Source organism: Stieleria maiorica, from assembly GCF_008035925.1.
Taxonomy (GTDB): domain Bacteria; phylum Planctomycetota; class Planctomycetia; order Pirellulales; family Pirellulaceae; genus Stieleria; species Stieleria maiorica.
Window position 1 is genome coordinate 6994753 of sequence record NZ_CP036264.1, and the last position, 21285, is coordinate 7016037.

Sequence of the window (21285 nt, forward strand, 5' to 3'; positions counted from 1 at the left end):
GGGGCTTTGGCCAGACGGACCGATCGTGGTAACATCCTCCGCTTCGCCCCCCGTACCCCTCGATCCCGGCCGGTTTTATGTCTGTCGATCTGTACGCCGTGTGCCCCTGCGGCAATGGCAAAAAAATCAAGTTCTGCAAGTGCAAGGACTCCGTCGGCCAGATGGACCAAGTGCTCAAGATGATCGAGGGCGGCCAAATCGTCCCCGGAATGGATCGGCTGAAGTCGATTTTGGAAGAGCATCCCGATGCGGCCTGGGCGCTGGCGATCCGCGGTCGATTGCTGCTGGATCTGCGTGAATACGAATCGCTCAGCGAAAATGCCGAACGCTTCATCCGCCTCCAACCCTCCAATCCGCTCGCGCTGACCCAGCGGGCGGCGGCCCAGGTGTTCCGCCAGGACGTCCAGGGCGCGACCGATTCGCTGTTGGAAGCCCTCAACGAAAGCGGACAAGAAATCGACGCGTTCCTGATGGACGTGGCCCTGATCGTCGCGATGGGGTTGGCCCAAAGCGGCGTGATCCTGTCGGCACGCGTTTATTCACTGCTGGCGATCAGTTCACAGGGCTACGACAACGACCAGGCGAACGCGTTTCTGTCGGAACTGGACACCTCGCCCGGCGTCAACCATCTGCTCAAGAGCGTTCCCAAGTTGATCGAACGCGCCCCCGATGCGGAATGGGGCGAACGCTATGACGAAGCCGTCGGATTGCTGCGCAGCAACCGAGTGCTGCTGGCCCAGGACAAATTCGAATCGCTTCGTCGCACCGCCCCACAGCAACCGGCCGTCCTGTCGGGATTATTCCACTGTGCCGTCTGGCGTGGGGATCTGGAACGCCAAAGTGAAACCGCCACCCAACTGTCGCAAATCGAGTCGCTGGATTCGTTGACGCGGCAGCGCTACCGCGCGATCAGCTGCCTGCTGTCCCCGATCGGGACCCTGTCGGTCAACGCCCAGTCGGTCCATGTCGAATTTGACGACGTCGAACAAGCCGAGATGGCGTTGATCGCGAGCGACCGTACCGAGCAATTGACGGCCCAGCGGCTTTCGCAAATCCAGGTGCCCGAAGGCGAAGTGCGACCGCGGAGTGCGTTTTTCGTTTCCGATCGCCCACTGCAATCCAACGACGAAGACGTGCCGGCGGCGGAGTGCCCGACGTCGATCGCACTTGCCGCCGTCTACGGGCGTCAGACCGATCGAAGCGCCCAGGTGATCGTTCATCAAGTGACCGAAGACCGTGTCGAGGCGGTCAAGGGGATCCTGCTGGCGGCGATCCCCGACGGCAAAGTGGTCATGGATGAACCCCATCCGATCCCGCTGTTCTTTGCACTCGATGACCGACCGATCCGTCAGGCTCAACCCAAATCGATGGCAGAATTTGCGCGATTCAATCGCGCGTTCGCCGCCAGCCACGACGGCAAACGGGCATGTGAGTTGCCACTGCCGATGCTCGGCGGCAAGTCGCTGGCCGAAGTCGCCGAGGACGACACGCTGGCCTTTGAACGGGCAGTGGTCGTCCGCGTGCTCGAAGGCCGCGAACGCCTGGTCAGCCTGCCCGGGGCACTCGCGGACCTCTGCCGGATCTCCAAGGTCGATCCGCTGCCCGAATTGCAGCCGACCGACGAAACCTTCGGCGACTTGGAGGCGATCGATTTTTTCCGCGTCAATCCCGACCAACTTTCGGCCACACCGCTGTATGTCTTGGCCAGCAACGCACGCGCCACCGGTGGCATGACCGCCTGCAACCGATTTGCGTCCAAGTTGGTCGAAAAGGTCACCGCCGGAGGCAACGAAAACGAAGCCCGCATGGCGATGGAAGGCTACATCTTGCAAATGATGTCGACGCAGGAGCCGAGTGAATCGATCGCGATCGGCGACAAGGCGATCGAATTCGCCAAAGCACATCAGCTGAACTTTGCGTCGATCTTGCTGGCCCGATTGGAACTCTGTTTGTCACTGTCCGACCAGGATGGATTCCGCCAAACGATCATGGAGATCGAAAAGAATTACGGAAACGATCCGGCGGTCATGGCACGCGTGCAGCAACTGTTGATGCAATTGGGGATCATCCGCCCCGACGGATCGCTGCGTGAGGCCCCAGGCGGCCCGGCAGCCGCGGCGACCGAATTCACTCCCGCCGCTCCGCCGGAAGAGCGCTCCGGCGGAGTCTGGACGCCCGACTCACCCGAGACCCCCAATCCGTCCGCCGGCGGTGAAGGCAGCAAGTTGTGGGTCCCGGGGATGGACTGAACGGTCGCATGATACCGGTCCACCGAGACGAGGACGAACGCTGGATGCGTCTTGCCCTGGAACTAGCCATCGGAGGGCAGGGCCACGTCGAACCCAACCCGATGGTCGGCTGTGTCTTGGTCAAAGACGGCAGCTGCATCGGCCGCGGTTATCACCAATCGTTCGGCGGGCCGCACGCCGAGGTCAACGCGCTGCGATCGCTCGGGACGCCCTCGGAAGCCGCCGGTGCGACGGCCTACGTCACGCTCGAACCCTGCTGTCATCACGGCAAAACGCCCCCCTGCAGCGCAGCCTTGATTCAGGCCGGGGTGGCCCGTGTCGTCGTCGCGATGCGCGACCCTTTCCCAAAGGTCGACGGCGGCGGAATTCGTCAACTGCGTGATGCGGGGATCGACGTCACATCGGACGTCCTGAAGGACGATGCCAAGACACTGTTGGCACCGTACCTGAAACGCGTGCAAACCGGGGTCCCGTGGGTGATCGCAAAATGGGCGATGACCGCGGACGGACGCATCGCCACGGTGGCCCGGCAAAGCCAATGGATCTCGGGCCCCGAATCGAGACGCCATGTGCATCGTTTGCGCGGGCGTGTCGACGCGATCGTGGCCGGCATGGGCACCGTCCTGGCAGACGATCCGATGCTCAACGCGCGAGCGACCGCTGCCGACGGAGCGGAATCGCTGGCACCGCGCGTCGCCAAACGCGTCGTGATCTGTCGCCGCCGTTTACCCTCGCGCCGGTCCAAATTGATCCGGACGGCCAACGAAATTCCGACGTGGCTGTTCGCGTCGCCGCGCGTGGATCCGGTCGAACTTGCGTCGCTTCAGCAGTGCGGCGCCGTGGTCTTTCCACTGGATGGTGACGACTCACAGGCGATGGTTCGCCAAATGCTTGCACTGCTGGGCGATCAGGACATGACCAATGTGATGATCGAAGGCGGGGCGGAGTTGTTGGGCGGATTTTGGGACCCGCGCACGGGCGAATGCCTGGTCGACGAATTTCACGTCTACATCGGCGCCAAACTGTTCGGTGGCGTCTCGGCGCCAGGCCCCATCGCCGGAGAGGGGCTGGGCCCCATCGAGCTTGCGACCAAGTTGACTCTCCATGGCGTGGACCGTTTTGCCGATGACGTGCGTCTGATTTATCGGCGGGTGGAATAGGCTTCCAGCATTCCTTCGCCACTTCATCGTCGGTTCAGCGGTCGTGGACGACGCGAGGAGTCCCCGCAGTTCGCAAGACGAATGGACACGTCGCCTCGCCCACTACCTGAAATCCAAGCTGCGACGGGGCACATCGCGATTCCTGGCTGTCGTCTAAAAACTCTCCGCGAAGTCCTGGAAGAGTCGTCGTACAGCTTCCCCAAGATTCCAACAACAGGTGTGAATCACGCCAATCGATAAAGATTGGATGAACTGGCCTTTCGAGCTCGCCGATATTCCACTATCGGGCACTTTAGAGAGATCGAAAACGTTTCCTTTCGGTCTTCGATAGTGCAGATCTTCACGCGACGCGTCGCGTGAAAAGGATCGGTGAAGCGATGAGGTATCCTTACCTGATTGCATTGGCCATGTTGATGGCGATGCCGACCGTGTCGACTCCTGCAGACGAGCCGACCGCCGATCAACGTCTCAAGGCGGCAGGCTCACCGCCACCTTGCCCCAAGAAACGGGCCTCACGGCGTCAGGTCGCCGGTGTGTTTTCTGAATCCGGACTCGCCCGATTCCGTCTTCGATCGGGCCGTCTTGATGTCGACCCGATGCGTTACCGCAAGGGCTCGCAAGAACACTCCGCGGCCGATTTCCACGAGTCGATCACGGTGTCATCGTCCTCCGGAGTGCCCTCGGTTTACTACCGTTATGCCGATGACTATCAACGCGTCCAAGTGGTCGCCGAGCACGGCAAAAGCTTGCGGATGGAATCGACGATCATCGCCACCGGTGAACAAGCCGTCTTGGATCAACGAGAAACCGGGGAGATCGAGTGGAACGTCCGTCGCGATCCGAACGGCGAAAGTGAACTGGATCATCGCGTCAGCGGCCCGACGTTGTTGCACATCGTGGGGCAGGACGAAGCCGGATTTCAGATCCATCTGGACATGTTGATTTCACGCATGTTGCTCGGTCGCAGTGTGATCGATCTGGCGCACCGAACCGAAGCATTCCTGCAGCAGAACGCGTCTCGGCTGATCATCGTTTCGGCGGACGAGGTGAATGCGTTGATCGACCAACTGCGGGCGGCAAAAAGTTCCCAGCGACGGGCGGCAACGACCGCGCTGGCCGGTTTCGGGACCAGTGCGATTCCCTATCTGACCACGGCACTGGGGCGGAGTGACTTGGACGTTGAACAGAGGGCGAGAATCCGGATGCTGATTTCACGCGGCCCGCGAATCGACGAAGACACCCCCTCGTCGCTGGCTTGTCTTCTGTCGACCGATCGCCAGCATTGGCAGATCATGGCCAAGAAGATGAACCGGGACCAATGGATCGCGGCCAACGACCATGTCCGCCGCTGCGGCCTGGACGCCTTGACGCGGTAACGCCATTTCGGCGTCGCCGATGCCGCAGCGATCACGCAACGGGATCCAGTCTCCCCGTCATTTTGGGCCTTGGTGCCGACGCAGCCTTGGCGTTACAGTGATTGCGTTTCCCCCCCACGGCTTCGCCAATCGTGGTCAGCGACACTGCGACGAAGCGAGCGCGGCACTGCGACACGTAGCTACGCTCGCCAGAGCGTGGTGACACTGCGCACGTAGCGACGCCCAACAGAGCGAGTGTGGCCGACCAGGGGAACCACCTTCTGGCGAAGGTAGCTACATTTGTGCAGCGATCAAGAACGCGTCCCTTCAAGCAGTCCCCAAAGAAATCTCTATGGCACCCTCTAAATCTCGACGCGGCTGGGTTCTGATGGTCCCGGCGCTCCTTGTCGGCTCGGTCGCGATCGCATCGGTGATCCGCAGCAAAAGCGATGTCCGCCAGGACCTGGCGCCGACGATCATGGAAGAACTGCCCCCGGATGCCGAGGAATCGTCTCCGCGGACCCGCCAATCGTCGATCGCGGAGGTGTTGCAGTTGGCCGACCAGGCGCTGGCGTCGATGGATGAATCGCTGCAGGATTACACGGCTCGATTCATCAAGCAGGATCGCAGTGAATCCGGCGCGTTGAACGAACGCAGCGAAATGGATGTCAAAATCCAAACCCGTCACCGCAATGAAACCAACGACGCGCCGATACGGATCTACTTGAAATTCCACGCGCCCGAAGCCACTGCGGGCCGCGAAGTGATCTGGGGCAAGGACCTGTACGAAGGCAAAATGGCCGTGCACGAAGTCACGGTGTTGCTGAACTGGAAAATCCTGTGGCTGGACCCCAACGGGATGCTCGCCATGGCCGGCCAACGCTATCCGATCTATGAAATCGGGATCACCGGCCTGGTCGAAAAATTGATCGAGCGTGGCAAGAAAGATCTGGACAATCCCGACGTCACGGTGACCATCACCCGCGACTACGAATTCGACGGACGCAATTGCGAGTTGATTAAGGCCACTCGCAGCAAACCCGGCGGCGGCGAGGATGATTTCTCATTGGCCGAGATCGTGTACGATCCCGAGCGGTTGCTGATCACCAGCTACCGCAGCTTCGGTTGGCCCGATCCGGATTCCCCCGACGGCCAGCTCCCGTTGGTCGAGTCGTATGAGTACCGGGACCTTCAAACCAACGTCGGACTGACCGACACGGACTTTGACGTCACCAACGAAGCCTACACGTTCCCGTAGCCGAAGCCGTTGACGGCCTGTCGAGTTATCCGCCTCTGCCAGCCCGACGCGTGAGCGAGGGGCAACGTGGCGCCCCTCGCTCACGCGTCGGGCTATCATTATTGCGCTAGGTATGGCTTGTCGATTAAATCCACAGGCCGTTGACGAGTTCCGCTACTCGAAGTCGATGATCTGTAGCGACTCGTTCGCTTCTTCGAGTGCGTCCAGGGCGTCGTAACCGATGTTGGTGTTGGCCACGTTGATCTTTTGCAGGTTCGGCAATTCGGCCAACTTCGTGAAGCCTTCGTCGGTCATCTGCTGGACGCCGGCAAGGTTCAGATCCTTCAGCTTCTGGAACTTCAAGATCGTGTCGACGGCCGCGTCGCTCAGGTCGGTCGCTTTCAGATCCAGCGTTTCCAAGAGGACCAAACCGTCCAGCGATGCGAAGGCATCGTCGTTGAGTTTCGTTTCCCAAAAACCCAGGTAGGTCAACCCGGTCGCGGCGCCGAGCTGTTTGATGCCGTCGGGCGTGATCAACCGACACTCGCCGAGGTCCAGGTAGGTCAGCTTGGGATACTTTGCGATGATCGCCAATCCCTCATCATCGATCGAAGTGTCGCGGAGTTCCAAGCGTCCCATTTCTTTCGCGTCGGCGATTTGTTTGATGCCCGCGCCGGTCACGTCGCAGCCGCGAATTCGCAGCCGCCGCAGCTTTTTCAAACCCGCCAGCGACGCCATCCCTTCGTCGTTGATCTTGGTGTAATCGAGTTGGATCTGTTCAAGCGTCGGGATCTTGGCAAACACGTGCAAGGTTTCGTTGGTCAGCGACGTGCAGTAGTTCGCGTTGAAGGATTTCAGCGGCAGCCCGGCGAGCTCTTTGACGCCGGTGTCGGTCACCTTTGATTTTTCCAACTGCACGTCCTGCAGCGACTTCAGCTTGGCCAACGCGTTCATGCCGGCGTCGCTGATGTTGGTGTTTCGCAGATCGATCATCCGCAGCTTTTGCAGCGGCGCGAGTTTCTGCAGGCCTTCGTCCGAGACGCCGACGCGACGAAGGTAAAGCACTTGCAGCCCGGGCAGTTTCGCAACCACGTTCAGCGTTTCGTCGGTGATCGCCGAATCGGTGAAATCCAACCGCTCCAGCCGCTCCATTTCCGCCAGCACGTCCAAGCCTTCGTCGGTGATGCCGGGGCCGCTGAAGCGAGCCGTTTTGACGTGCGGCAACCCGGCCAGGTTGGCGAAGGTGTCGCTGACATCCGAATCGCTGGCTACCGAAACCGAAACCACTTGGCCGTCACTGTTCTTCTCCATCAGGTAGCCGGCCGCCTCCAGCTTGGCGACGGCCTGTGGATCGTCTTTTTCCACCACGGGTTTTTCGACGCTCTGGGCAGCCGCCATGGTCTTTTCCGCCGGCGCCGCTTGGGCAGCTTCCGGTTCTTTGGGCGGCATCTTTTCGGGTCCACATCCGACGAGCATCAGGCTCATTGCAGCAAGGCCGAGCGAGCAAGTCAGTCGGAACGGAAGGCAGCGTTTCATTGCGATCAAGGGGATTTGTTGGGGGGCGAGGGGGAAAGTGATTCGTTCGTCTTGGAGCCTCCAATGTGACAAATCGGACGTCGCTTGACAACGAAGTTCGGTCGGGAAAGCTGCTGTCGGCCTTGGGAACGTTGTTTATTAGCGGGCTTCAGGTTATCCTTGCGAGGCTGTTACGTCTTCCTAATTGCGCATTCGGCAGCGCTGGCAGGCAAGGACGGAACCCCACCTCCCACCTTCAGCGCCGCTCGCTTTGACGCCTTGCAACCACGTCATTTCCAACTCAAGGAATTTTTGCATGACCAAACGGACCAATCGCCGTCATTTCCTCGGTCGTACCGCCGCCGCCGGCGCGGTAGGAGTCGGCTACTGGACGGGAACCTCGCCTGTTCTGAAGGCTCAAGAATCAGCCCTGCAGGGGCTTAGTGCGGCGTGCATCGGTGTCGGCGGAAAAGGCGGCAGCGACACCAGCCACATCGCCGAAAACGGTGTCAACATCGCGGCCCTCTGCGACATCGACGGCGACACCGTCAACAAGAAGGCTCGCGAGTTTCCCGATGCCGAAAAGTTCAGCGACTTTCGTGAAATGCTGGACAAGGTCGGCGACAAAATCGACATCGTGACCGTCAGCACGCCCGACCACACCCACGCCGCCGCGGCCGTGCGTGCGATGCGGATGAAAAAGCACGTCTATTGCCAAAAACCGCTGACCTGGTCGATCAGCGAAGCCCGTTTGATGCGTGAAACCGCCGAGCAAATGGGGGTGGTGACGCAAATGGGCAACCAAGGCACCAGCGAAGACGGGCTGCGGACGGCCGTCGAAGTGATCCAAAGCGGCGCGATCGGCGATGTCAGCGAAGTGCACGTTTGGTCCAACCGACCGGTGTGGCCCCAAGGCCAAGGGCGTCCCGAGGGCGAAGACCCGGTCCCGGAAAACCTGAACTGGGACGCCTGGATCGGCCCGGCTCCGATGCGTCCCTTCAAAAAGGGCGTCTACCACTCGTTCAACTGGCGCGGCTGGGTCGATTTCGGAACCGGCGCCCTGGGCGACATGGCCTGTCACACCACCAACATGCCCGTGATGGCACTGAAATTGTGGGACCCCGTCGCCGTCACCGCGATCAAAAATCCCGGGATCTTCGAAGGTGAAACCTATCCGGCCAGCAGCGCCCTGATGTTCGAATTTCCCGAACGCGAAGGTCTGCCGGCCTGCGATTTCTTTTGGTACGACGGCGGCGAATTGCCCCGCGAAGACTTGATCAGCAAGCTTCCCAGACGATTCCAAGAACGCATCGCCAAGCAGCGCGAAGGCGGCAGCAAAACCAGCGGCGCGTTGGTCGTCGGCAGCAAAGGCATGGTGTTCTCGGCAAACGACTACGGAGCCCAGTTTGATATCCTGCCCCAAGATGATTTCAAAGACTTCAAGTACCCCGACCCGTGGCTGCCGCGGATCCCGTTCAAGGCCGGTAACGACCAACGCCAGAAATGGGAATTCGTCAGCACCATCAAGGGTGAGTACGAGCCCGGCACGATGTCCAACTTCGGTTACGCCGGACGTCTGACCGAAACGATCCTGGTCGGCAACCTAGCCCTGCGCGCCGGTGAAGGCAAACGGATCGAGTGGGATGCGAAGAACCTGAAGAGCACCAACGTGTCCGAGGTCAATCAGTTCGTCGCACGCGAATATCGCAGCGGCTGGGAACTGTAGCCGCAGCTTTCGGGCCCTCGTTCCAAGGCTCCGCCTTGGAACGCGCTGCCGGTGTGGCTCCTGCCACACGCGGCTCGACAACGTGAGGCGGAGCCTCCGGGAAATTGCGTCCCCAGGCGGTAGCCTGGGCACGAGGGATAAACTGCCCCTCCCGCCCTCGTTCCAAGGCTCCGCCTTGGAACGCGCTGCCGGTGTGGCTCCTGCCACACGCGGCTCGGCAACGTGAGGCGGAGCCTCCGGGAAATTGCGTCCCCAGGCGGGAGCCTGGGAACGAGGGATAAACTGCCCATCCTGCCCTCGTTCCAAGGCTCCGCCTTGGAACGCGCTGCCGTTGTGGCTCCTGCCACACGCGGCTCGGCAACGTGAGGCGGAGCCTCCGGGAAATTTCGTCCCCAGGCGGGAGCCTGGGAACGAGGGATAAACTGCCCCTCCCCCCCTCGTTCCAAGGCTCCGCCTTGGAACGCGCTGCCGTTGTGGCTCCTGCCACACGCGGCTCGACAACGTGAGGCGGAGCCTCCGGGAAATTGCGTCCCCAGGCGGGAGCCTGGGAACGAGGGATAAACTGCCGCATCCCGCCCTCGTTCCAAGGCTCCGCCTTGGAACGCGCTGCCGGTGTGGCTCCTGCCACACACCGGAGGCACGGCCCGGGAACCAGGCAGGCGTGATCTTGGTGGAACCCACCAAGCGTCTCCCTAACGGAACCGCGAGTCTCGCACCGCGCGGGCCGCGGAAACGCCGTTGCGGGCGACAATCTCTTTCAGCGTCGGAACGTTGACGCGGCGTTTGGCGGCCTCAACCCGCATCGCGCGTTCGTAGGCCGGCAGCGGAAAATACGGACTCTTGCGACGCGCATAGCGTTCCAACGCCAACACGACTCGCTTTTCAAGCTTGTTCTGATCGACCAGCTTGACGATCTCGCGGATGTACTGACGCTGGTCGTCGGTGGTCGCACGTAGACGGCTGATCAAATAATCATCCAGGGCCGCTCCTTGTGTCGGAACCACGACCGTCGAGTTCGTGATGCCGGTTTGAGCGGCGGCGCTGCCGGCAAGCCCGGCGGCGACCAGCGATAGCGTCATCGCGACAGCGGTCATTAATGCAGACAGTTTCATCAGAGCTGTGGTGGGTTCGGGGAGGCGTTCGGAGGATGCGGAATGCACCGTGGATTGACTGCTACCAAATCCGTGCCGGCCGATTCAAGGCGGACCGCGGGGCGAGAGGCAGAACCGTTGCGCAACACCGGTGTGGACGTCGCGACGCTCGCCCGAGCCTGGAAAACGCCGGAGAACCAGCTTCCGGCGAAGGTCGCGATACTTGACCGGCGATGGATGGCCCCGCATCGGCAACCTGCCGATTGCTAGCAACACCTGGGTAATTTGCGGGTTTTGTTCGTTTGCGATTTTGAATCCCTGGTACCGGTCGCACGGATTGTGTGTACCGAGCTGATCGCAACGTCGATGGAAAACGTGTGCCAGAGAATCCCGCGGTGGGCGGCGACGTGGAGGGGCAGGGTCGAAGGATTGACCGTTGCGTCTCACCAGCCGCCTGCGACTCTGGCCGGACATATCAGAGGGCGTCGTCAGATCTCGAACCACGTTCGCGATATTGGCGCAGCCACACAAGCAAGATGCCCAAAAGGACTCGGCGATGAACCGTTGGTTATGGATTGGATCGTTGGCCGGATTGCTCGTTGTCAGCACCGGATGTTTACATAATCACACCCGCAGTAATTGCTCGACGGGCGCCTGCTCCAGCGGCAAGGGCTTGCTGGGCAAGATGGGGGGGGGGAGCTGCAATGCGTGCGGCAGCGGTTGCCGAACGGGGTGTGTCCCCGGCAACATCGGCTGGCAACAGGGAGGGCTGAATTACAGCTCGCATCTGGGTCCGGGGACGATGGGCTGTCGCGCCAACACGACGACCAGCCAGAATTTCACTCCGGGACCGCCGACCGGCCAAGTGGCCTACCCGTACTACACGGTGCGTGGTCCGCGTGACTTCTTGCTGAACGATCCGCCGACGATCGGACGATAGTCAGTGGACGCGGACGGTAGTCAGTGGACGCGGACGGTAGTCAGTGGACGCGGACGATCGTCCAGGGACGCGTCGCCGGCCGGAACGTATAATGATGCCACACAGACGGAGTTCTCCCAGGGGGGCTCCATCGGTTGGCAGGCGGACGGTCGGACGATGGATGCGGCGTCGATAGCGTGTTTCGCAGCGCTTTTCGCAGCGGAAATCCTCCCCGCTCGAAAGTCGACGAGAGTTACGCTACCGTAATCGCCGCGACCGTCCAGCGAGGATGGCGAACCAGGTGTCGCCCTGGACGCTCTTTCTTTTTTTGCGTGGCCCCTATGTTTCCAAGCACACGCGTGAGGTTGTTGTGGCATCCGACGTCCGATTGAAAGAACAGCTGCCGCGTTTGACCGAGCGCATCGTGGCGACCTACACGCCCGACGATGCGATCAATCACCTCGGCCACTGCCCGCTTCCCAGTTACGAAGCGGTCATCGAAATCTTGTTGAACATCAAGGACATCTTGTACCCCGGCTATCGCCGCAAGGTGGGGTTGCACGCCGGCAACATCTCCTACCACGTCGGCAGCACGATCGATACCTTGCACGATCAGCTGACGACGCAAATCGCTCGCGCGCTGCGGCACGAAGACCGGGTCCGCAACAAGCACAACGACTGCGAAAGCGAGACCGATTTCGAGGCCAAGGGCCAGGCGATGGCGATCGAGCTGTTGGAGCGTATCCCGGATCTGCGGAAAACGTTGGCCACCGATGTCCAGGCGGCGTTCGACGGCGACCCGGCCTGCCAAACGACCGATGAAGTCGTTTTTTGCTACCCCGGAATCGAAGCGATCACCGTCTATCGCATCGCCCACGAACTGGTCCGTTTGGACGTCCCGTTCATCCCACGAATGATGACCGAGTGGGCCCACAAACAAACCGGCATCGACATTCACCCCGGTGCGACGATCGGCGCGTACTTCTTCATCGATCACGGGACCGGTGTGGTCGTGGGCGAGACCTGCGAGATCGGCGACCACGTCAAGTTGTACCAGGGGGTCACGCTGGGGGCTCTGAGTTTCAAGACGGATGACAGTGGAACACTGATCCGCGGCCAAAAGCGGCACCCGACGATCGAGGATGGGGTGGTCGTTTACGCCAACGCGACCATCCTGGGCGGCCGAACCGTGGTGGGACGCGATTCGGTGATCGGATCGAGCGTCTGGATCACTCGCAGCGTCTCCCCGAAAACGACGGTGGTCTTGGAACAGCCCTCCTTGAAGGTCCGCGGCGCGGCCGCCGCCGACGCGGTCAACGAGCACGTCAATTACCAGATCTAGCGGCCGGAGTTGGTCCGGCCAAGACAAGTCTGAATCGCAAGCGAGGGGCGAGGCGGATCCAATCGCTTGCGCTTCGGGCTCGTTCAGCACGACCTACGCCAGTCGGTGTTTTTTGCGCCAATGACGACAGCCCCCCCTGGCGGGCCGATCCGTGAAAAAGCCATGTTGACTTGGGCCGGGGTTGGCCGATCAGGTAAAATCCTCCCCGGACTGATTTCCACCGCCGCTTCGCCGATTCCCGCGAGATCGATGACCGAATTGACACCATTTGATGCCATCACCCGCACGAGAATCGTTTTTGGGCAGGGCGTTTTCTCCCGGCTCGGTGAGCTGGCCGCAGGATTCCGCCCCCGATGCGTTCTGGTGGTCAGCGACGCAGGGATCGTCGATGCCGGCCACTTTCAACACGGCGTCGACAATTTACGTGCGGCCGGTTTGCACGTCGAATCGTTCCACGACTTCGCCGAAAACCCGACTTCGGCGATGGTCGATGCAGGGGTCGCCAAGGCCGCCCAGGTCAAACCGGACTTGCTGATCGGTCTCGGCGGCGGCAGCAGCATGGACTGTTGCAAGGGAATCAATTTCGTCTATTCCGGCGGCGGGACGATTCACGACTACCACGGGGTGGGCAAAGCGACTGCGGACATGTTGCCGATGATCGCCGTGCCGACGACCAGCGGCACCGGCAGCGAAGCCCAATCGTTTGCCTTGATCAGCGACGCCGAAACGCACGTCAAAATGGCTTGCGGTGATCCCAAGGCGGCGTGCAGGATCGCGCTGCTGGATCCCGAGCTGACGCTGACTCAGCCCCGCAGCGTGACGGCGCTGACGGGAATCGACGCGATCTCACACGCCATCGAAACCTACGTGACCAACCGACGCAATCCGATGTCGATCACGTACTCGCGTCGTGCCTTCGGGCTGTTGGCCGAAGGTTTTTCGCGGGTGCTGCAATCGCCCGACGACATCGACGCCCGCAGCAAGATGCAACTCGGCGCCTGCTTTGCCGGCATGGCAATCGAAACCTCCATGCTCGGTGCCGCCCACGCCACCGCCAACCCGCTGACCGCGCGGCACGACATCACCCACGGCCAAGCGGTCGGATTGATGTTGCCCGCCGTCATTCGCCTGAACGGCCAGTACCACGGCGACTGGTACGCGGAACTGTTGCGCGACGTCGATCCGACGGTCAGCGCGTCCGAGGCGCCCGATCGGTTGGCCGAGATGGTCACCCGCTGGCTCAAGCAAGCCGATCTGGCGACCAGCTTGAACGCGCTCTCGATTCCCGCCAGTGGGATCGAAAGCTTTGTCGAAGAAGCGCTCAAACAATGGACCGGAACCTTCAACCCGGTCCCGCTGGACAAAACCAACGCCGAACTGCTGTATCGATCGGTGGCCTGAGGGTCGCCGTGTTCTCCGAACTCCGCGTGCGCGACAAAGTGAAGCTTGGCCCTGCGCCGACCTCGGAGAGGACGGCGACGGTCCAGCCCAATCGAAAACGAAGCTACGGGAGACGACTAGGCCGCTTGGGTGGCCAAAACGGGCGCGTCGTCCAGGTCGGCGTCGCGGTGAATCTGTCCGTCCTGCATCCGCCAACAGACGTCGGCCGAGGCGGCGATTTCGTCGTCGTGGGTGATCATCAGGATCGTCAGATTGTCCGACTCTTTCAGATCCGCCAACAAGCCTAAGATCTCCTGCCCCGTCTCGGTGTCCAGGTTGCCGGTCGGCTCGTCGGCCAACAGCATTTTCGGATCGGTCATCAGTGCCCGAGCGATCGCAACCCGTTGCATCTCGCCGCCGCTCATTTCACTCGGGCGGTGTTTCGCGCGGTGCAGCAACCCGACTCGATCGAGCAGCGCTTCGGCCCGGCGACGGTTTTCTGACCGCGACTTGAAATAGCTCCAAACGCGTTGCCCGATCATGGCCGGGGCGAGCACGTTTTCGATCGCCGAAAGTTCCGGCAACAGATGATAGAACTGAAAGATGATGCCGATTTCATGATTCCGATAGCGATCGCGGACGGCGCGCGGTGCGTTGTCGATCCGGTTGCCCCGAAAAAAAATCTCGCCCGCGTCGGGCCGATCCAACGTGGCCAGCAGGTGCATCAGCGTGCTCTTGCCGCTGCCGCTGCGGCCGACCAGTGCCGTGACCAAGCCTTGTCGGACTTCAACATCGACGCCGCGAAGCACGGGAACGTCGATGCGGTCCTTGTGATAGCTCTTGGTCAATCCGCGCGCGGTCAAAACGATAGGAGTCGGCATCAAACGGTCTCAAGGCATGGGGAGGGGGAACACATCTGCAACCGTTGGTGTCTAGCCTTTAGGCGATTCCCGGTCGCTGCGACGCGGCGACCGTGGGCGGCGAAAGCCCGCACACCAACTTGTCTGGATCAAAAAGGCTGTTGGACACCTTTCCTGTTCATCATTCGAAACGCAACGCTTGGACGGGATGCATGCGTGCCGCCCGCATCGCCGGCAAAACACTGGCCAGCACCGCGATGGCGATCGCGCCACACATCACCCAAACCAGCGTGAAGGGGTGAACGATCGTCGGGATCTCGGTGAAGTAATAAACCGTCGGGTCAAACACTTCTTGGCCCGTGAACAATTCCAGCAGCCGCGCGATGTCGTTGATGTAGTGCACGAATAACAGCCCGCCGACCAAACCGGCACCGCTGCCGACAAAACCCAACAGCAATCCATAGGACATGAAGATGCTGCTGACACCGCGCCCCGATGCGCCCAGCGCTTTCAGGGTTCCGATGTCGCGCGTTTTTTCGACCACGATCATGAAGAACGTCGCCAGGATTCCGAACCCGGCCACGGCGATGATCAAAAACAGCAGGATGTTCAAAATGGTGGTTTCCAGTCGCACCGCCGACAGCAGCGGGCCTTGCAGATCGCGCCAGGTCTGGATGTTGTAGGCGTACAACTCGGGCGGAAAACGATGTCGCAGCGCGTCGCGGATGGCGTTCAGGTCGGTGCCTTCGGCCAGTTTTAATTGGATCGTGGTGACGCTGCGGACCCCGGTCTGGGGATCGATCATGCCGCGGAATTCTTGCAGCTGGTCCAGACGGACGAACGCGAACGTGCTGTCGTACTCGCTCATCCCCGATTCATACAGATCGACGACCGTGAATTTCTGGTTGATGACTTTCGTTTCGCCCGCCGCGTTGGGAAAGATCATCCGCACGTCGTCGCCCGGCTGGGCGTAGTAATGGTCGGTGACTTCGCCGGAATCGTCTCGGTGGCGAACGCTGCAGGTGGAGATCCCCAGGATGATGCCGGGAAACTGTTCGGTCATCGGGTCCACCGCGGCGACCAACTGGTCACTGCTGCCGGTGATCAATTCCTGCGAGAACGAAGGCCCGAAGGAAGGCCCTTCGGCCGCCGCGGCCGCCGCTTCGTCTTGTCCGCCGGGTTCCTGTTCGCTTGAATCGGGCTCGCCGCCGGCCTTGCGCCGCAGCTCGGCCATCATTTTCCGCTCTTGGGCGACCAGCTTTTCGATCCGCCGTTCTTCGCTGACGCGATCGCGACGGTGTCGCCAACCGGCCGCGGCGAGCTGTTTGCGATCGGGGGCGTACCCGGATTCACGCAGCTGGAAACTGGCAGCTTTTTGGTTTTCCGGGTGCAGCAGGTATTTGCCGAAGTCGCTGACGCTGTCGTAGGTCGTCGGGTCCAAACCGATCAAATTGACGTGACGTCCGATCTGTTGGCCGCGGAAATCGATCCCCAGCATCGCCGGCACACTGACGCTGACCGAGGATCCGACCAGGGCCGGACCACAGATTCGCTCGATTTCGCGCAGGTGGGCGTCCGGATCGGGCATGCCGCCGGTGGCGTGACATTCGATCATCACGTCCGACGCCAGACCATGCAGCCGCTCGTGCATCTCGGTCGAAAAACCGCTCATGACGCTGTTGACGACGATCAGCGTCGCCACCCCGAGCGTGACGGAGATGATCGACGCCAGCGCGATGTAGCGTGTTTTGAGATAACGAAAGCAGAGTAACCAGCGATACATTTAGCCCGTCCTTTGGCTCGTGTCGGTGTTGTGGCATCCGTTCCACCGTATTGGGCCGCAGTCTAGGGAACTGCCGCCGACGACGTAAAGATGAAGTCAGGCTGGACAACGCCACTTCGCAGAAGAAACGTTGTCCATTTAAAACCCGAACCCGCCGGTGGTCAGCCAGAACGTCACGATCATGCAGAGCCACACCAGGTCCAGAAAGTGCCAATAGTGGGCGGCGAAATCGACCGGCCAATGGCGTTCGTGGTCGTACAACCCGATCGCCGAACGGGCCGCAACGATGCCCAACGCGATGATGCCGCCCAACACGTGCAGGGCGTGCAAAATGGCCAGCACCACGACCATGCCGGCCACCCCGCGCCCCGGGCCTTCAAAGGTCGCCGGACCGAGCAGGATTTCCGTCATCGCCAGGCACTGGACCACGGTGAACACGACCGCCGCGGCGGTGCTGGTCCCCAGCAACCAGCCCGTCGTGCGGAATCGATCGCGGCGAACCGCTCGGGTCGCCGCGTGGACCAGAAAACTGATCACGATCAAACACACCGTGCTGACCAAAAAGGTCTTGGGAAGTGGGACCTGTTTCAGCGGGTCGTCACTGCGTGACATCGCATACAGGGCATACAGCAACAGCGTGGCGACGAAGAACACCAGCAGTGAAAGCAGAAACAGCCAGCCCCCCTGCTTGACCCGGCGGTCCACCGGCAACACGGGAGGCAAAACTTTACCTCGGTCGTCCAGCGGATCGGTCACGCTTGTTCCTGCTGCCATCGGTTTCGAATTCGGTGCCTGTGTGCGTTACGGTGAACCCTGTTTTCATCAGCGCGACGCCCCGGCGGAGCGCCCGCGAATCTCTGGCGGGGTTGTACACTGCCGGTCTGGGGATGAAAGTTGTGTTGAAAGCCGGTAACGTTTTTTCGGTTCAGGCGGTATGCTTGGCAATCATAGTCCAGCGGACAGCGTTCCGCTGCCCTGGCCAACGACCGTGCGGCAGTGTGCTTTCCCACCTCACCTTTCCAACCGCATTTTGCCTCCTCAGACAATCTTCCCACGAGTCATTCACGAGGCAGCCCCCCCATGAGCGAAGTACGCGATTTTTGTAATGCAGACTTACCCGGGCTGGCCAGGGTGTGGAGCGAGCATTGGACGGCGGCCCAATCGCCGCCACCGATCAGTGCGACCATCATCGAGCGTGCAATCTTGTCGCGAGCGTTTTTTTCGCCCCGGGATTTGTTGGTCGCGACCATCGACGGGCATGTCGAAGCCTGGTGTCATTTCAGCCGACCGGGCGATCACGGCGATGAGTGGTCGGGGATGCCGGCCGGCGATGTCGCGATCCTGTCGGCGATCTGCTTCACCCACGCCGGCCTGAAATGCTGTGACGACCTGCTCGCCGCGGCCGAAAAACGCATCCGAGCCGAACAATGCCACTCGATCTTGGCCGGTCCGATGCGAGACCAACAATGCGGCTACGTCGGTTTGGCTCCCATCGGTCACGGCATCGGCGTCCCGGACGTCGACGTCCGCGCCGCGTCGCTGTTGAGCCGGCATGGGTATTCACCCGAGAGGAGTTTTCAGCGGATGGTGGTCACGACGGCCCCCTACCGCCCGCCGGTCAACCGCGAAATGATGCAGTTTCGCCGCACGACGCGGGCCGAGCGATCCGCCGTCGTTCCGCAACAAGGACGCTATGCCTCGGCGATGGCCCACCTGGACATCGAACACCACCAACTGATCAACCACCGCAACGGCGATCGACTGGCCAACGTGCGATTGTGGTTGAGCGACCCGGAGGCACAGGTGATGAGCTGTTCGGAGGCCATTTTGGATCTGTCGGTCACCGAAACGCCCGGCGAATTGACCTCCGCGGAAACCTTTTTGATCGCCGCGATCATCCAATCGATGGCCACGCGATGTGTCTTTCGCGTCGAAACCGCGATCGATGGTGAACATTCGCAGCTCAAAGAACAACTCACGTCACTTCATTTTGAGAACACGCAACGCGGCCAGCGTTGGACGAAGGAGCTTTAGGCATGTCACGCAAAGAAAAGATCCTGGCGATGCTGCAAGACGATCCTTCGGACACGTTCTTGCGTTACAGCTTGGCCATGGAATTGCGGAGCGAAGGAGATCACGACAGCAGCCTGGGAAAACTGGGCGAACTGATGCGTGACACTCCCCCTTACGTTCCGGCCTTCTTCATGGCCGCCCAACAGCTGGTCGATTTGGGCCGCATCGACGAGGCCCGGACGCGCTTGCGCGATGGCATCGACCAGGCTCGTCATCAGGGCGATGGACATGCCGCGGCGGAAATGAGCGAATTGCTGGCAACGCTCGGCGACTTGGGCGAAGACGACGACGAACTGTAAATGGCCGCCGAGCAGACCACGGCGGTCGTTCTGCGGACGATCCCGTTCAGCGAAACCAGCTTGGTCGTCACGCTGTTGACACGCGACTTCGGCCAAGTCGCGGCGTTGGCCAAGGGGGCTCGCCGTCCCAAGAGTTCCTTCGAAGGTTCGCTTGACCTGCTGGCCGTCTGTCGTGTAGTGCTGATTCGGAAATCCTCCGATGCGCTCGATCTGTTGACCGAGGCCAAGCTCCAGCGTCGTTTTCGCGGGGCGGAAAAGTCGTTGGATCGCGTTTATGCCGGATACTACATCGCCGAAATGCTTCGACTGTTGACGGACAATCACGATCCCCATCCCGGGCTGTACGACCTGACGCTCGACGCGCTCGGGCAGATCGACGGCAAGGGAAATTCCGCCTTGGCACTGCTCGGCTTTGACACCTCGGCCCTGCGTTTGCTCGGTCATGCTCCGGCGACGCGCCGATGCGTTGATTGCGGCGGTCGCGTCGGGGATAGCCCGCGGATCGCGTTCGCACCGATCGCCGGCGGCGTCGTGTGTCGCGACTGTCGACCGCGCCAGCACAGCCTGTTGACGGTCAGCGGTGAAACCATCGATCACTTGGAACGATTGCTGGCCCCCCACACGCGACTGCCGATCGAGCTTCCCTCGTCGGTTTATCGGGAGATGCGAGGCCTGATCAACCGATACATCCAAGCAATCCTCGGCTCAATTCCGAAAATGCAACCTTACCTGCCCGCCCGGATGGAACCGGTGGAATGAAAAAGAATCATCAACAATTGGACCGCCCCGAACGTTTCGTCCGAGGCGTTTTGCGACCGTTCTTTGGGACATGCTTGTTGGCGGCCGTGGCCGGGTGCCAGAGTTTCGGCGGCGGGTCGACGACGCGCAGCTGGTTTCCCAAGCTGCCGTTTCGATCCGTGGCGACCAGCGAATCGGACACGCAACCACCGCCGCCGGTCCAATCGGAGGATCCGCCCCGCGTGGCGTCGGACTCCGTCACCAACGCCGGCGGAAGCCTGGTCAGCGGTCTGCCCAGCACCAATCGATTGGTCGGCTATGTGACGGGTAAAAAACACGAAGACATCCCCAAAGCGAAGCAGCTGTACCGGCGCGGGGACGAACTTTTCAAACAGGCCGCCAGGGCTCCCAAAGCGACCCGCACCGGGATGTTCGCCGAGGCCGCCGAGTTGTTCGAACGGGCCTGCAAAGAGGCACCCGGTTCGGGATTGAACCAAGACGCGTTGTTCATGCAAGGTGAGTCGTTGTTCTTTGCCAATGATTTGAACGGCGCACGCGACGCCTTTGAAAAACTGCAAAAGGACTTCCCACGCAACCGACACGGCGACCGCGCCGCCGCACGACTGTTTTCGATCAGCAAGTATTGGATCGATGTCTCCAAGGCCGGCGACGATGCCTGGTACTCGCTCAATTTCTTTGACACCACACGTCCGCTACGCGATGCCGACGGCCATGCGATCCGGGTGTTGGACCAGATTCGATACGACGATCCGACCGGCAAGCTGGCCGATGACGCGACCATGGCGGCCGCCGCCGAACACATTCGCAATGAACAGTACGAGAAAGCAGACGAGTTCTTGACCGACCTTCGTGAAACGTTCACCGACAGCGACCACCTGTTCCTGGCACACTTGCTGGGGATTCGGTGCAAGCTGGAAATCTATGGCGGACCGGAGTACAGCGAACTGGTCTTGGACGAAGCCGACGAACTGGTCAAACAAACACGTCGCCGCTTCCCGAACGAATTGCGCGAAGAGAAATACAACCAGCTGCTCGCCCGGGCGGCCGCGGAAATCGCCTACCACAAAGCCGAGAAACTTGCGTTCCGAGCCAAGTATCGAGAACGCAAAAAAGAGTACGGCGCCGCGGCACAGCTGTATCGCAAGATCCTGCGTGACCACCCCACCACGCCGCAGGCCGATCGGGCTCGCGATGTCTTGGCACAGATCGACGATCTGCCGGCCACGCCGACACAGAATTTCGCCATTCGCGCCATCGCCAAAGCGTTTCCATCGTCCAAACGCTCCACGCCGCTGGTGACCGTCGACTCCGTGGAATCGACCGAGGAGACCTCCGAGGAATCTCCGACGGACACCCCCAGCGAAACGACCGGCAAGAAGCTGCTCCGCTAACAGGCCACCACGCGATGGACGCTCAGTCGCCCCCCCAAACCGTGCACGCAATCAAGCGCCGTTGGTGTCTAGGCTTTAGCCGATTCTCCCGCAGCCGATTGCTCGGCTGCGGAGGGCGCCTAAAGGCTGAACACCAACGACTCGCC

At 61.2% G+C, this 21285-nt stretch carries 17 protein-coding genes; 12 read left to right on the plus strand and 5 right to left on the minus strand.

Annotated features, from left to right (window positions below; translation table 11 throughout):
• Positions 1-77: 77 nt before the first annotated feature.
• The 4 genes from Mal15_RS23935 (at position 78) to Mal15_RS23950 (ending at position 6022) form a co-directional block, all read left to right on the plus strand.
• Positions 78-2249, plus strand: coding sequence for a tetratricopeptide repeat protein (locus Mal15_RS23935; protein WP_147870069.1), 2172 nt, complete (start codon positions 78-80; stop codon positions 2247-2249).
• A gap of 8 nt (positions 2250-2257) precedes the next feature.
• The gene (gene ribD, locus Mal15_RS23940; protein WP_147870070.1) at positions 2258-3409 is read left to right on the plus strand and encodes a bifunctional diaminohydroxyphosphoribosylaminopyrimidine deaminase/5-amino-6-(5-phosphoribosylamino)uracil reductase RibD; all 1152 of its coding nucleotides are present in this window, start codon (positions 2258-2260) and stop codon (positions 3407-3409) included.
• Between the two features lie 377 nt (positions 3410-3786).
• On the plus strand, positions 3787-4785 hold the full coding sequence (locus Mal15_RS23945; protein WP_147870071.1) for a hypothetical protein: 999 nt from the start codon (positions 3787-3789) through the stop codon (positions 4783-4785).
• A 331-nt stretch (positions 4786-5116) separates the two neighbouring features.
• Positions 5117-6022 carry a DUF1571 domain-containing protein gene (locus Mal15_RS23950; protein ID WP_147870072.1) on the plus strand — a complete coding sequence of 302 codons (906 nt, stop codon included), beginning with the start codon at positions 5117-5119 and terminating at the stop codon, positions 6020-6022.
• Between the two features lie 153 nt (positions 6023-6175).
• On the opposite strand, the gene Mal15_RS23955 is transcribed toward Mal15_RS23950, so the two are convergent.
• Positions 6176-7537 carry a leucine-rich repeat domain-containing protein gene (locus Mal15_RS23955; protein WP_147870073.1) on the minus strand — a complete coding sequence of 454 codons (1362 nt, stop codon included), beginning with the start codon at positions 7535-7537 and terminating at the stop codon, positions 6176-6178.
• 295 nt (positions 7538-7832) lie between these two features.
• On the opposite strand from Mal15_RS23955, the gene Mal15_RS23960 reads away from it, so the two are divergent.
• Positions 7833-9242 carry a Gfo/Idh/MocA family protein gene (locus Mal15_RS23960; RefSeq protein WP_147870074.1) on the plus strand — a complete coding sequence of 470 codons (1410 nt, stop codon included), beginning with the start codon at positions 7833-7835 and terminating at the stop codon, positions 9240-9242.
• A gap of 692 nt (positions 9243-9934) precedes the next feature.
• Here the strand turns inward: Mal15_RS23960 and Mal15_RS23965 are convergent.
• On the minus strand, positions 9935-10354 hold the full coding sequence (locus Mal15_RS23965; protein ID WP_147870075.1) for a hypothetical protein: 420 nt from the start codon (positions 10352-10354) through the stop codon (positions 9935-9937).
• A 535-nt stretch (positions 10355-10889) separates the two neighbouring features.
• Between Mal15_RS23965 and Mal15_RS23970 the strand changes: the two genes are divergently transcribed.
• The 3 genes from Mal15_RS23970 (at position 10890) to Mal15_RS23980 (ending at position 13995) form a co-directional block, all read left to right on the plus strand.
• Entirely contained in the window at positions 10890-11273 is a 384-nt protein-coding gene (locus Mal15_RS23970; protein ID WP_147870076.1) for a hypothetical protein, read from the plus strand.
• Between the two features lie 349 nt (positions 11274-11622).
• Positions 11623-12594 carry a serine O-acetyltransferase gene (locus Mal15_RS23975; RefSeq protein WP_147870077.1) on the plus strand — a complete coding sequence of 324 codons (972 nt, stop codon included), beginning with the start codon at positions 11623-11625 and terminating at the stop codon, positions 12592-12594.
• Positions 12595-12852: 258 nt separating this feature from the next.
• Complete coding sequence (locus Mal15_RS23980) at positions 12853-13995, plus strand: iron-containing alcohol dehydrogenase (protein WP_147872418.1); 1143 nt, start codon at positions 12853-12855, stop codon at positions 13993-13995.
• A 116-nt stretch (positions 13996-14111) separates the two neighbouring features.
• Here Mal15_RS23980 and Mal15_RS23985 read toward each other — a convergent pair whose 3' ends face one another.
• The 3 genes from Mal15_RS23985 to Mal15_RS23995 form a co-directional block, all read right to left on the minus strand.
• Entirely contained in the window at positions 14112-14855 is a 744-nt protein-coding gene (locus Mal15_RS23985) for an ABC transporter ATP-binding protein (RefSeq protein ID WP_233902986.1), read from the minus strand.
• Between the two features lie 160 nt (positions 14856-15015).
• Complete coding sequence (locus tag Mal15_RS23990) at positions 15016-16617, minus strand: ABC transporter permease (RefSeq protein WP_147870079.1); 1602 nt, start codon at positions 16615-16617, stop codon at positions 15016-15018.
• A gap of 138 nt (positions 16618-16755) precedes the next feature.
• Positions 16756-17391 (minus strand): cytochrome c oxidase subunit 3, encoded by a 636-nt coding sequence (locus Mal15_RS23995; protein WP_390623400.1) that lies wholly within the window; start codon positions 17389-17391, stop codon positions 16756-16758.
• A 306-nt stretch (positions 17392-17697) separates the two neighbouring features.
• Between Mal15_RS23995 and Mal15_RS24000 the strand changes: the two genes are divergently transcribed.
• The 4 genes from Mal15_RS24000 to Mal15_RS24015 are packed head-to-tail and all read left to right on the plus strand — an operon-like array spanning position 17698 to position 21139.
• A complete protein-coding gene (locus tag Mal15_RS24000; RefSeq protein WP_147870080.1) occupies positions 17698-18651 on the plus strand; it encodes a hypothetical protein in 954 nt (317 codons plus the stop codon).
• 2 nt (positions 18652-18653) lie between these two features.
• Positions 18654-18989 carry a tetratricopeptide repeat protein gene (locus tag Mal15_RS24005; RefSeq protein ID WP_147870081.1) on the plus strand — a complete coding sequence of 112 codons (336 nt, stop codon included), beginning with the start codon at positions 18654-18656 and terminating at the stop codon, positions 18987-18989.
• Positions 18990-19748, plus strand: coding sequence for a DNA repair protein RecO (recO, locus tag Mal15_RS24010; protein ID WP_147870082.1), 759 nt, complete (start codon positions 18990-18992; stop codon positions 19746-19748).
• Positions 19745-21139, plus strand: a complete 1395-nt coding sequence (locus Mal15_RS24015) for a tetratricopeptide repeat protein (RefSeq protein ID WP_147870083.1) — start codon at positions 19745-19747, stop codon at positions 21137-21139. The genes recO and Mal15_RS24015 overlap by 4 nt, the downstream gene beginning before the upstream one ends.
• Positions 21140-21285: the final 146 nt, after the last annotated feature.

What these genes read in the sequence shown, in the direction of transcription:
- Mal15_RS23935 (WP_147870069.1), top strand. Translation starts at nt 78, where the DNA reads ATGTCTGTCGATCTGTACGCCGTGTGCCCCTGCGGCAATGGCAAAAAA.
- ribD (WP_147870070.1), top strand. Translation starts at nt 2,258, where the DNA reads ATGATACCGGTCCACCGAGACGAGGACGAACGCTGGATGCGTCTTGCC.
- Mal15_RS23945 (WP_147870071.1), top strand. Translation starts at nt 3,787, where the DNA reads ATGAGGTATCCTTACCTGATTGCATTGGCCATGTTGATGGCGATGCCG.
- Mal15_RS23950 (WP_147870072.1), top strand. Translation starts at nt 5,117, where the DNA reads ATGGCACCCTCTAAATCTCGACGCGGCTGGGTTCTGATGGTCCCGGCG.
- Mal15_RS23955 (WP_147870073.1), bottom strand. Translation starts at nt 7,537, where the DNA reads ATGAAACGCTGCCTTCCGTTCCGACTGACTTGCTCGCTCGGCCTTGCT.
- Mal15_RS23960 (WP_147870074.1), top strand. Translation starts at nt 7,833, where the DNA reads ATGACCAAACGGACCAATCGCCGTCATTTCCTCGGTCGTACCGCCGCC.
- Mal15_RS23965 (WP_147870075.1), bottom strand. Translation starts at nt 10,354, where the DNA reads ATGAAACTGTCTGCATTAATGACCGCTGTCGCGATGACGCTATCGCTG.
- Mal15_RS23970 (WP_147870076.1), top strand. Translation starts at nt 10,890, where the DNA reads ATGAACCGTTGGTTATGGATTGGATCGTTGGCCGGATTGCTCGTTGTC.
- Mal15_RS23985 (WP_233902986.1), bottom strand. Translation starts at nt 14,855, where the DNA reads ATGCCGACTCCTATCGTTTTGACCGCGCGCGGATTGACCAAGAGCTAT.
- Mal15_RS23990 (WP_147870079.1), bottom strand. Translation starts at nt 16,617, where the DNA reads ATGTATCGCTGGTTACTCTGCTTTCGTTATCTCAAAACACGCTACATC.
- Mal15_RS23995 (WP_390623400.1), bottom strand. Translation starts at nt 17,391, where the DNA reads ATGGCAGCAGGAACAAGCGTGACCGATCCGCTGGACGACCGAGGTAAA.
- Mal15_RS24000 (WP_147870080.1), top strand. Translation starts at nt 17,698, where the DNA reads ATGAGCGAAGTACGCGATTTTTGTAATGCAGACTTACCCGGGCTGGCC.
- Mal15_RS24005 (WP_147870081.1), top strand. Translation starts at nt 18,654, where the DNA reads ATGTCACGCAAAGAAAAGATCCTGGCGATGCTGCAAGACGATCCTTCG.
- recO (WP_147870082.1), top strand. Translation starts at nt 18,990, where the DNA reads ATGGCCGCCGAGCAGACCACGGCGGTCGTTCTGCGGACGATCCCGTTC.
- Mal15_RS24015 (WP_147870083.1), top strand. Translation starts at nt 19,745, where the DNA reads ATGAAAAAGAATCATCAACAATTGGACCGCCCCGAACGTTTCGTCCGA.